Origin of the sequence: Bacteroides sp. OM05-12 (assembly GCF_003438995.1) — a bacterium.
Taxonomy (GTDB): domain Bacteria; phylum Bacteroidota; class Bacteroidia; order Bacteroidales; family Bacteroidaceae; genus Bacteroides.
This window is the reverse complement of sequence record NZ_QSUN01000009.1, coordinates 1-11,642: the sequence shown is the minus strand read 5'-3', so window position 1 is coordinate 11,642 and position 11,642 is coordinate 1. Positions and strand designations below refer to the sequence as shown.

11 protein-coding genes and 1 tRNA gene are annotated in these 11,642 nt (G+C 39.8%); 6 read left to right on the top strand and 6 right to left on the bottom strand.

The window, feature by feature from the left end; genetic code table 11:
* The first annotated feature begins 463 nt into the window (after window positions 1-463).
* The 5 genes from DXB63_RS09295 to rny all read left to right on the top strand — a co-directional run bounded on the left by DXB63_RS09295 (window position 464) and on the right by rny (window position 6,464).
* Entirely contained in the window at window positions 464-2,095 is a 1,632-nt protein-coding gene (locus DXB63_RS09295) for a sialidase family protein (RefSeq protein WP_122126139.1), read from the top strand.
* Between the two features lie 10 nt (window positions 2,096-2,105).
* Entirely contained in the window at window positions 2,106-4,115 is a 2,010-nt protein-coding gene (locus tag DXB63_RS09290) for a family 20 glycosylhydrolase (RefSeq protein WP_122126208.1), read from the top strand.
* 68 nt (window positions 4,116-4,183) lie between these two features.
* Window positions 4,184-4,498 carry a hypothetical protein gene (locus tag DXB63_RS09285; RefSeq protein ID WP_122126138.1) on the top strand — a complete coding sequence of 105 codons (315 nt, stop codon included), beginning with the start codon at window positions 4,184-4,186 and terminating at the stop codon, window positions 4,496-4,498.
* Between the two features lie 18 nt (window positions 4,499-4,516).
* Window positions 4,517-4,813 carry a cell division protein ZapA gene (locus tag DXB63_RS09280; RefSeq protein ID WP_122126137.1) on the top strand — a complete coding sequence of 99 codons (297 nt, stop codon included), beginning with the start codon at window positions 4,517-4,519 and terminating at the stop codon, window positions 4,811-4,813.
* A gap of 109 nt (window positions 4,814-4,922) precedes the next feature.
* Entirely contained in the window at window positions 4,923-6,464 is a 1,542-nt protein-coding gene (gene rny, locus DXB63_RS09275; RefSeq protein WP_122126136.1) for a ribonuclease Y, read from the top strand.
* A gap of 314 nt (window positions 6,465-6,778) precedes the next feature.
* On the opposite strand, the gene DXB63_RS09270 is transcribed toward rny, so the two are convergent.
* The 6 genes from DXB63_RS09270 to DXB63_RS09245 are packed head-to-tail and all read right to left on the bottom strand — an operon-like array spanning window position 6,779 to window position 11,098.
* Entirely contained in the window at window positions 6,779-7,786 is a 1,008-nt protein-coding gene (locus DXB63_RS09270; RefSeq protein ID WP_122126135.1) for an FAD:protein FMN transferase, read from the bottom strand.
* A gap of 15 nt (window positions 7,787-7,801) precedes the next feature.
* Window positions 7,802-8,377 carry a manganese efflux pump MntP family protein gene (locus DXB63_RS09265; RefSeq protein WP_122126134.1) on the bottom strand — a complete coding sequence of 192 codons (576 nt, stop codon included), beginning with the start codon at window positions 8,375-8,377 and terminating at the stop codon, window positions 7,802-7,804.
* Window positions 8,378-8,380: 3 nt separating this feature from the next.
* Entirely contained in the window at window positions 8,381-9,076 is a 696-nt protein-coding gene (locus tag DXB63_RS09260) for a DUF6048 family protein (RefSeq protein ID WP_233522840.1), read from the bottom strand.
* The gene (locus DXB63_RS09255; protein WP_122126132.1) at window positions 9,030-9,533 is read right to left on the bottom strand and encodes a DUF6452 family protein; all 504 of its coding nucleotides are present in this window, start codon (window positions 9,531-9,533) and stop codon (window positions 9,030-9,032) included. Before DXB63_RS09255 ends, DXB63_RS09260 begins: the two co-directional genes overlap by 47 nt.
* A gap of 20 nt (window positions 9,534-9,553) precedes the next feature.
* Window positions 9,554-10,507, bottom strand: coding sequence for a glycosyltransferase family 2 protein (locus tag DXB63_RS09250; protein ID WP_122126131.1), 954 nt, complete (start codon window positions 10,505-10,507; stop codon window positions 9,554-9,556).
* 30 nt (window positions 10,508-10,537) lie between these two features.
* Window positions 10,538-11,098, bottom strand: coding sequence for a DUF4199 domain-containing protein (locus DXB63_RS09245; RefSeq protein ID WP_122126130.1), 561 nt, complete (start codon window positions 11,096-11,098; stop codon window positions 10,538-10,540).
* A 326-nt stretch (window positions 11,099-11,424) separates the two neighbouring features.
* Here DXB63_RS09245 and DXB63_RS09235 point away from each other — a divergent pair.
* Window positions 11,425-11,498: transfer RNA gene (locus tag DXB63_RS09235), tRNA-Thr, on the top strand.
* Window positions 11,499-11,642: the final 144 nt, after the last annotated feature.

Genomic DNA, 11,642 nt, shown 5'->3' with positions numbered 1-11,642 from the left:
CTGGCATTTATGTATGAATTAAGTTCTTAAATAATTAGATACGGTCGATCGTCAACAAACGATAGGAGTTTGCAAATGATGGACCGTATTTTCGTTTTCAATCGACCGTATGTTTGTTGGCAATCATCCTAATGACTTCAAAAAAACATTAGGTTGTTTTAAAAGCATTAAGATAATTATCAAAAAGGGAAAACGAACTGAAGGATGAAACTTGTACTTGCAACTTATGAATGGGAGCTGTATAAATGGATATAATCTTAATTTTCTATTACTCTTGAGGCTGTATAATAAAATAATTAATTAAGTGTTGGTTTTATAATAAATATTTGCATATTTGTATGGTTGGCTTTGCTATGCTCAGTATTGTTGTGTTGTTGGCTTAGGATTGCGGTTATATTTCTTGCGTCTTGAAACAGATAATATGGAGTAGTATCAGTATAATTAAATAATTGAATATAGTACTATGAAACAGTTGCTTCTTGGGGTATTATTAGTTGTTCTGTGTCAGTTCTCGACACTCAAAGCAGCGGATACGTTGCAAGTTCGTGAACCTCGTGTCCCTATTCTGATTGAACGTCAGGATAATGTTTTGTTTTATCTTCGGTTAGATTCCCGGAGTTGCCGGACATTGGATGAGGTGGTCTTGGAATTTGCCGAAACGACGAATATGAAAGATATAAAAGCTGTGAAACTTTATTATGGCGGAACGGAGACAGTCAAACGTGAGGGTAAAACATTCTTTTGTCCGGTAGAATATATTCCTCGGGATATTCCGGGTAAAACACTTGCTGCTCATCCTTCTTATTCTGTGTTAAAGAAAGAAATAAAATCTCCTTTACGGCAAGTCGTTTTTCCGGTTAACCAGTCTTTAGTTCCGGGAATTAATTATTTCTGGGTAAGTATTCAAATGAAACCTAAAACTCCTTTGTTGGCAAAAGTGGAAGCTGATATCGTTCGGGCATCCGCTGATGGTAAGATTCTTGTACTAAGAAAGGAATCACCTTCCGGTATAGAACGTTTGATGGGTACAGGGGTTCGCCATGCCGGAGATGACGGAGTGACTGCATTTCGTATTCCGGGATTGGCTACTACTAATAAGGGCACATTGTTGGGCGTTTATGATGTTCGTTATAATAGTTCGACAGATTTGCAGGAACATATTGATGTCGGTTTAAGCCGCAGTACGGATGGTGGTCAAACTTGGGAGAAAATGCGTATACCTATGGCTTTTGGTAAATATGCCGGATTGCCGGAAGGTCAGAATGGAGTAGGCGATCCTGCTATACTTGTGGATCGGCAAACCGGTACGGTATGGATTGTGGCGGCATGGACACATGGTATGGGAAATGCACGTGCATGGGTCAGCTCACGTCAGGGGATGGATATGAACCGTACGGCTCAACTGGTTCTGGCATATAGTAATGATGATGGTAAAACGTGGTCGTCACCTATTAATATTACCGAACAATTAAAAGATCCTTCCTGGTATTTCTTACTCCAAGGTCCGGGAAAAGGGATAACGATGCAAGATGGTACGCTTGTGTTTGCTACGCAATATATTGATTCCACAAGAGTACCGAATGCCGGGATTATGTATAGTAAAGATCATGGCAAGACATGGCAGATGCATCATTATGCGCGTACAAATACGACAGAAGCCCAAGTGGTAGAAATAGAGCCGGGCGTACTGATGCTGAATATGCGTGATAACCGTAAAGGTAGTCGCGCTGTTGCTGTAACGAGAGACCTTGGTAAAACATGGATAGAGCATCCCTCTTCCCGCAGTGCCCTTCGTGAGCCGGTGTGCATGGCGAGTCTTATTAAAATAAATGCAGAAGATAATGTCTTGAATAAGGATATACTTTTGTTTTCCAATCCCGATACGGTGAAAGGCCGTAATCATATCACGATAAAAGCCAGTCTTGACGGAGGATTGACGTGGAGCAAGGAACATCAGTTACTATTGGACGAAGCTGAAGGGTGGGGATATTCTTGTATGAGCATGATAGACCGTGAAACAGTTGGAATACTTTATGAAAGCAGTGTGGCACACATGACTTTTCAAGCTGTTAGACTAAATGATATAATCAAATAAAAGGGAAATGATGAAGAGTGTATCTGTGTTTTGTTTAAATGTCATTTTTGCTTTTCTTTCAGTAATGGTTTATGCCGAAGAGCTGAACCTTTTACCGCGTCCGCAACGGATCACTATGACGAGCGGTCGGTTTGATGTAGGGGAAATAGCCGTTTCATCTCCGGTGCAGATGGAACTATTAGGTTCTTTTATTGAAGAATGCGGCGGTAAAGTTAGGAAAGATGCATCGCTTAAATTGGAAGTGCATCTGGTAGATAAAATTGATGGAGTTCTGTTAAATCAACATGAGGCCTATCGTCTAACGGTATCCCGTAAAAAGATTCAGATTGAGGCGCTGACGGAACAAGGTGTTTATTGGGCTGTTCAGACTTTGCGTCAGCTTCGTATAGGGGAAAAGAGATCGTATTTCCCTGCTTGTACGGTAACTGATTGGCCTGCTTTCCGTATTCGTGGATTTATGCAAGATGTAGGCCGTAGTTATATTTCGATAGAGGAGCTTAAACGTGAGATTGCTATTCTATCCCGATATAAAATAAATGTGTTTCATTGGCATTTAACTGAAAATCAGTCATGGCGTTTGGAGAGTAAGGTATTTCCAATGCTTAACGATAGTGTGAATACGACACGTATGCCCGGAAAGTATTATACGCAGGAAGAAGCAAGAGATTTGGTTGAATACTGCAAACAGCATAATATGATGCTGATTCCGGAATTTGATATGCCCGGACATAGTGCGGCTTTTGTTCGTACATTTAGGCACGATATGCAAAGTAAAGAAGGGATGGCGATCTTAAAGTTACTGATGGATGAAGTCTGTGAAACTTTTGATGTGCCGTATATCCATATCGGTACGGATGAAGTGAAGTTCACCAATCCCCGGTTCGTTCCTGAAATGACTGCTTATATTCATGCAAAAGGAAAGAAGATTATCTCTTGGAATCCGGGATGGCATTATGAACCGGGTGAGATTGATATGACTCATTTATGGAGTTATCGAGGAAAAGCGCAACCCGGTATCCCTGCTATTGATTCCCGTTTTCACTATTTGAATCATTTTGATACTTTTGCTGATATTGTGGCACTTTATAACAGTCGTATTTATAATGTAAAGCAAGGAAACGATGACATTGCCGGAGCAATTGTTGCCGTTTGGAATGATCGTTTGGTATTGCCGGAACGTGATATTATTCTTCAAAACTTTCTTTACCCGAATGCACTAGCTCTTGCTGAACGTTCTTGGCTGGGAGAAGGTTTTGAATATTTTGATAAGAACGGTACAAACTTAGTGGCTGATACGGAGCAATTCGATGCTTTTGTTGATTTTGAACGACGTATGCTGTGGCATAAAGAACATAATTTTAAGGGTTGTCCTTTTGCTTATGTGAAGCAGACAAATGTGAAATGGAGAATAACAGAACCTTTTCCCAATGGAGGTGATTTGACGAAGCCTTTTCCGCCGGAAGTGTCTTTGCAGTCGGAATATAGCTATGAAGGTAAAGAATATACAACCAAAGAGGCAATCGGTGCAGGTATTTATTTACGTCATGTGTGGGGTAAACTTATTCCGGCGTTTTATAAAGAGCCTGAAGAAAATCATACAGCGTATGCTTATACGTGGGTGTATTCTCCAAAAACGCAACAAGTAGGTTTATGGTTGGAAACGCAGAATTATGGACGTTCGGAGAAAGACCTTCCACCCCCTGCCGGGAAGTGGGATTATAAAGAAAGTCGTATCTGGCTGAATGATACGGAAGTGCTTCCTCCGGTGTGGACGGCTTCACATAGAAAAGCCATGAATGAGATACCTCTTGGCAATGAGAATATGGCAGTTCGCCCACCGATTATGGTAAATCTGAATAAAGGATGGAATAAACTCTTGCTGAAGTTGCCCGTCGGTAAGTTTACTACTCCGGAAGTAAGGCTGGTTAAGTGGATGTTCGCAGCAGTGTTTGTGACTCCCGATGGTGAAAAGGCAGTGGATAATCTAATCTATTCACCGGATAAAATATTACGTCCATAGAGTTTTTAAGCCAATTCATTTAATTTCTTGAAAAATATTTTTGTAATATCATACTAAACTGTATATTTGTGTACAATTTTGGTATAGAGATGACGGAAGAGGATAAAAAGTTATTGGACGTCTTTGAGGCGAGAGTTCGGCATTTAATGTATTTGCATGATGAATTGAAGCGTGAAAATGCAGAAATGAAGCGGCTTTTGAAAGTGAAAGACGATAAGATCGTAGAGATGCAAGATAACTATAAGGCCTTGGAAGCCAGCTATACGAATTTAAAACAAGCGAGGATAATCAGTATTAATGACAATGAGGTTAAAGATACGAAGCAACGATTATCCAAATTAGTGCGTGAAGTCGATAAATGCATCGCTTTATTGAATGAATAATGATAATGGGGTAGATGTATGGACGATATAAGAACAATAATGCTGTCGATTGCCGATCTGGATTATCCCCTTCAAGTTCAATTAGGAGGAAAACAAGAAGAATTTACCCGAGAGGCGGTTAAACAGATAAATGACAAATTGAATACGTATCGGAGCGCTTTCCCGAATTTGCCGAAAGAACGTTATTTGGCAATGACAGCTTTTGATTTTTGTTATAGAAATCTGGAGTTGGGAGAGATGAAGGATACGGTGCCTTTCATGGAAAGAGTGAAGGTTCTTACGGAAGAATTGGAGGACTATTTTAGAAAGGAATAGAGGATATCATATTATAGTTATAGTTTTAGGAAATTCACGCACTGCTTTACTTACGGACTGATTCCGAGAGGTAAGTGGTGCGTTTTTATTTATAATAAATTTAGTTACAATGAGTAGTTTAACAGTGATAATAGTATCAATAGTCTGTTTCCTTGTGGGAGGACTATTATCTTATTTGATGTTAAGGTTTGTCCTGAAATCAAAAGCGGAAAGTATATTGAAAGAGGCACAGGCTGAAGCGGAAGTTATTAAGAAGAATAAGCTCTTGGAAGTAAAAGAGAAGTTCTTGAATAAAAAAGCAGACTTGGAGAAAGAAGTCGCTATCCGTAATCAGAAGATTCAGCAGGCTGAGAATAAATTGAAACAACGTGAGTTGGTATTAACACAGAAACAGGAAGAAATTCAACGTAAACGTTCGGAAGCTGAAGCTATCAAGGAGAATCTTGAGGCACAGTTGGTGGTAGTGGATAAGAAGAAAGATGAATTGGATAAACTCCAGCAGCAGGAACGTGAAAAGCTGGAAACTCTTTCAAGTTTGTCGGCAGAAGAAGCAAAAGAACGTTTGGTGGAATCTTTGAAAGAAGAAGCAAAAACGCAGGCAGCTTCTTTTATTAACGACATTATGGATGACGCTAAGTTGACGGCAAACAAGGAAGCGAAGAGAATCGTTATCCAGTCTATCCAACGTGTTGCAACTGAAACGGCTATCGAGAATTCGGTAACAGTATTCCATATTGAGTCTGACGAAATTAAAGGCCGTATTATCGGACGTGAAGGACGTAATATCCGTGCGCTTGAAGCTGCAACAGGTGTGGAAATTGTAGTAGATGATACGCCGGAAGCAATTGTTCTTTCTGCATTTGACCCTGTTCGTCGTGAGATTGCGCGTCTTGCTTTGCACCAGTTAGTAACAGACGGACGTATTCATCCAGCCCGTATTGAAGAGGTGGTTGCTAAGGTTCGTAAGCAAGTGGAAGAAGAAATTATCGAAACCGGTAAGCGTACGACGATTGATTTGGGTATTCATGGATTGCATCCGGAACTGATTCGTATTATCGGTAAGATGAAATATCGTTCTTCATACGGACAGAACTTATTACAACATGCTCGTGAAACGGCTAATCTTTGTGCAGTGATGGCTTCTGAACTGGGCTTAAATCCGAAGAAAGCCAAACGTGCCGGGTTGCTTCATGATATAGGTAAGGTGCCTGATGAAGAACCGGAATTGCCACATGCTTTATTAGGTATGAAACTGGCAGAGAAGTTTAAGGAAAAACCGGATATTTGTAATGCCATCGGTGCTCACCACGATGAAGTTGAAATGACTAGTTTGTTGGCGCCTATCGTACAGGTTTGTGATGCAATATCAGGAGCACGTCCGGGAGCACGTCGCGAAATTGTTGAGGCTTACATTAAACGCTTGAATGATTTGGAGCAACTGGCAATGTCTTATCCGGGAGTGACGAAAACTTATGCTATTCAGGCAGGTCGCGAACTTCGTGTAATTGTAGGCGCGGATAAGATTGATGATTTGCAGACTGAAAGTTTGTCCGGAGAGATCGCCAAGAAGATTCAGGATGAAATGACTTATCCGGGACAGGTAAAGATCACAGTTATCCGTGAAACTCGTGCTGTAAGTTTTGCCAAGTAATTGAAATAGAAAATAGAGATAGAAAAGAGAGTGCTTAAACACTCTCTTTTTTTTGTCTTGTCAGTATCTGTTTGGTTTCCTTTCCCTTCTCTCTTGTATACGCATAAGGGAGAACGAGTAGTTTCATATTTTGTGGAACTAATGTTCCATATATTATGAAACAACAGTTCCATATATTGTGAAACTAATGAAGCATACGGTCAATTAAGAGAGTGAGGGAGGCTTTCTCCTAAATTGGTTAGGTTTCCGGTAAAAGACAAAAAAGAGGATAACCTGTGGGCTTCCTCTTCTTAAATATCTTTGATTGGATAGAGTTATTCAATGTATTTCTTCATACCGCTTGTAAACCATGTCTGCGTCTTTCCGTTTTCATCTTCGTAGATAAAGAAGGCATCTATACCCGGATTTGCTTCCGCAAAAGCCTCTGACTTCTCTAATCCCATCACCATAAAAGAAGTGGCGTAAGCATCGGCAGACATACAGTCCGGTGCTATGACAGTTGCGGATAATAAACTGTGTTGTACCGGATAACCAGTTTTCGGGTCAATGGTATGAGCATATTTTTTCCCGTCTTTATAATAGAAGTTGCGATAATTGCCGGAAGTTGCCATGCCTACATTGGTAATTTTTAATACGGTCTGCAACTCTTGGTTCACAGACAGAGAATCGTCTACCGGCTTGCTTATCCCGATATGCCAAGGAGTTTTCTTGGGATTATTTCCTTTTACTACAACTTCTCCGCCAATCTCGATCATATAGTTTTGGATTCCTTTGCGGTCAAAATAACGGGCTACAACATCACTACCATAACCTTTGGCTACGGCACTGCAGCTAATCATGATGCGAGGGTCGGATTTAATGAACTTCCCGTTCTCCAATTTTATCTTTTCGTATCCGGTTATTTCCAATAAACTGTCTACCGTCACGGAGTCGGGGAACGCTCCTTTCTTAAAGCCGAATCCCCAAACATTGGCGAGTGGTGCGATGGTTATATCGAAAGCGCCGTTCGTTTCTTGGGATATTTTCTCAGAACAGCCAATAACTTCGGTAAAAAGGCTGTCCGGTGTCACATCTTCGTTCCGGTTAATCCGGGAGATGATTGATGCCTGATTGAAAGGAGATAAGGAGTTATCTACTTTCTTTAGTTCCGCTTCTATCTCTTTTTGTAGATTTTCAGGATATTGATAGGTAGCGTGATAGATTGTGCCGAAGATTTTTCCTTCGTTCTCCTGATAAGGCGTTTGTTTTCTCACAATGAACACAGTGGCTATAATGAATAAAAGCAGTACCGGTAGCTGCCATCTTAATTTTTTGTTTCTCATACCTTATTATATATATCAATTAAAGAATAAATGTTCGATCAATATTTTGATTCCGATAATAATTAGGACAATACCTCCCCACAGTTCCATACGTAGATTATGACGGCATCCGAAGAATATCCCGAATAATAGCCCGATGAGTGACATGGCAAAAGATACGAATCCGATAATAAGGATAGGGGAGAGTATTGAGTGGATGGTGTTCATTCCTAAAAAGGCGAAAGTAATGCCGATTGCCAATGCATCTATGCTGGTTGCTACGGATAATGCAAGTACCACTTTGGGACTTGATGGGTTGTATTCATGTCTGCAGTCTTCTTCTTTAAAACTTTCCCAAACCATTTTCCCTCCGATAAACAGTAATAAGATGAAAGCTATCCAATGGTCTATATTTTCTATCTCATGGCTGAAACGACTGGCACCCAGCCAACCTAGAAAAGGCATTGCTGCCTGAAAGAAACCAAATGAGAAAGCCATGCACAACATTGTTTTCCATTTTGTTTTCTTTAAAATAATGCCACTTGTTATGGATACAGCCAGACAATCCATTGCTAAACTGACTGCTATCATCCATATTTCCAGATTATTCATGATTTAAAAAGGTAGTTTATAAATAAGATTATATGTTGCGCCGAAGTTGCCGGATTTGTTGCTCCCGTATCCGGGTATGTACCAAGGTGTGGTATTCAGACTCTCTTTGGCGCTAAGTCTGGCTTTGTATCGTAGCGTCCATCCCATCTGAAAGTTCTTGATGATTTTTACTTTGATTCCGACCAATAATTCAATCCAGTGTGCGCTGGATTTTACACCATCATATCCGAAGGGTACTTCGCCTTTCCATATCGGGTCGTATAGTGGTGGTGCTTGTACATCATATTTGAACTTGGAGAATCCATAACGTATGCCTGCGTATAGAAAACTATCGGATTTCTTTTTTGCCATTGTGTTGTAATTTAGTCCGATACGTGCATATGGAGCAGAAGATTTATAGTGAATATTATATGTGTCTTCTGTGGCATCCGTAGTGCCGTAACCTATTTCTACTACGGGAAAGAAACGATTTTTCAGGTTTACATCTATGCTAACCTCCGAACTAAGGAAGTCTCCTCCGAAAAGTTTATTACCAATGCCGAATACATCCACACCGATAGAAGTGCCATTGTACAATGGTATTTTCTCTTCCTCTTTCGTGTCCGTTTGTGGACTCTTTTGGGCCATGACGGGTAGCGCAGGGGATAGCAGACTAATTGTCAGGAGTATAATATATATGGTAATTATCTTTCTCATTATCGTTTATATCAGGGTTTACCAAAGTGATAGAATCCAGAAGATAAGTAGTGTATTGAACCTCTTTTAAAGTATAAAACATACTGATGCCACAATCCATAGAGATAAAATGCGGATAATTCTCATGTTTTACCCATATGGTATCTCGTAGGAATCTGCTATAGTGTAAGACAAATGTTGTTTCCTCGTTTACATAACTTAATGGTAATGTGATGTGGTTTATGCCTTTACCTCTGTTTAGCAGGATTGAATCTGTGTCCAAGGCTGTGACGGTTAATGAATCAAACAGATTCACAATAGCATGAGTCTTGCTGTTCATGAAACTGAATCTGACCGAAGGGCGCCCTCCCAATGAGCAGTCATTTTCGGAACAAGAAATAAAATTAAAAATGAATAATAGAAGAAGAACTGTTCCCCATCCGCAGACTGTTTTCTTTATTTTATATATCGTATTCTTCATTTTTAATTGTTTCTTCGGAGTTAAAACTCTTTTTCTATTTTATAGTTATTACGTTCAGGAGCATTTCTAGCAATGAGTTCCCCGATAAACCCTGCAAGGAATAGTTGTGTTCCTAATATCATCATTGTCAATGACAGATAAAAATAGGGGGAATCCGTCACCAGTCTATATGGTAATCCATGTGATACGGCATACAACTTGGAAGCTCCTACGATAATAACCGCAATAAAACCGATAATGAACATCAAAGAGCCTAGAAAACCGAATATGTGCATCGGCTTAATGCCAAATTTAGATAAGAACCATAAAGAAAGTAAATCCAGATAGCCATTAAAGAAACGGTTCAGTCCGCCGAATTTAGTCTTTCCGAACTTACGGGCTTGATGCTGAACTATTTTTTCTCCTATTCGGTTGAATCCGGCATTCTTTGCCAGATAGGGGATGTAACGGTGCATCTCGCCGTAAACTTCGATGTTTTTTATTACATCTTTTTTATAGGCTTTTAGTCCACAGTTAAAATCATGCAGGTTATTGATACCGGATACTGCACGTGCCGTAGCGTTAAACAGTTTGGTCGGGATGGTTTTAGATAATGGATCATATCGTTTTTGTTTCCATCCTGATATGAGATCGTATTTTTCTTGGGTTATCATTCGATAGAGTTCCGGAATCTCATCCGGACTGTCTTGTAAGTCTGCATCCATCGTGATAACTACATCTCCTTCCGCACGCTCGAATCCGCAATACAATGCTGCGGATTTGCCGTAGTTCCTGCGAAACTTGATACCTTTTACCGCGTCCGATTGAGCCTTCAAGTTTTCGATGACTTCCCATGAATGGTCAGTGCTGCCGTCGTTTACAAAAATAATCTCGAATGAAAAACCATTGGCTTTCATTACTCTTTCAATCCATGTATACAATTCTGGAAGTGATTCTTCTTCGTTGTACAAAGGAACGACTACAGATATATCCATTGAATAATAAGTTATTAATTATACTATTGTTTATGGCTGAATTGTATGCTCATCCATATTCGTTTTCTTCTTTTTCATTACAAACAATGCGGTAGGGATCGCTAAAAAGCTTCCGTACAATACATTTTGAGAAATAAGTTGCATGGTTAACTCTATAGGGGTTAAATTGCCTAACGCCATAAAAGCTTCTTCCATTTGCTTGAATGTATCTCCCATTGAACCGATGTTATTCATGTTTTTCAGCTCTTCAAATAAGTTAAGGTAGTAATTTACGATAAACCCATGGTCGATAAACTGAAAATATACATAATGTGCAACGGCTGTGAGCAATGCTGCAAACATATACATGAAAACTGTGAAAACCCATGCTTGAAAGAAACTAATGCTTCCTCCGCATACTTTATTTCGAAACATACGTGCATAGTAGTATCCAAGGAATGGAACGGCTATAGTTAGTACGAGAAATAAAAGTTGAAGGAAAGGTATTCTGAGACCGGCAGGGAATAAGATGAATTTGAATATCCAAAAAAGTCCCATATAAGTACCGAACTGCATGGCATATTTATGTAAACTGTTTCTGCTTTCTGTCATTTCGATTATGAATAAGTGTACAAAAGTAGTATTTTTACCTTAATGAGGCTATCATTTCAATTGAAAAAAACTAAAATCGATTGAATAGTTACTCTTTTTCATCTTTTTCTTGTAAAAGGTCTGTTATAAGTCGTTGTATTTCAGTGTTCTGATAGATATGTATAAAAAAAGTTCCTTTTGACTATTGCAGGATTCTAAAAAATGTCTACCTTTGCATCCGCAAATGGGTAAGTCCTATACGGCCAGCTCCCTTCGAATCCTCCAGGGCTTGATCGCAGCAAAGGTAGTTGGTTGTAGCGGCGCGATGTAGTAAGCTTACCCACCCCGCCTCTTTAGCTCAGTTGGCCAGAGCACGTGATTTGTAATCTCGGGGTCGTTGGTTCGAATCCGACAAGAGGCTCAAGTAAGAAGAAGGTATCCCCAAAAGGATGCTTTCTTTTTTTTGTTATGCAGCCAGTATGTTATTCATTCGGACCAACGTAAAAACGGACCAACGTAAAAACCTGAGGGCTTTTCCTATTATGCATATAACTTAGTTAATCTG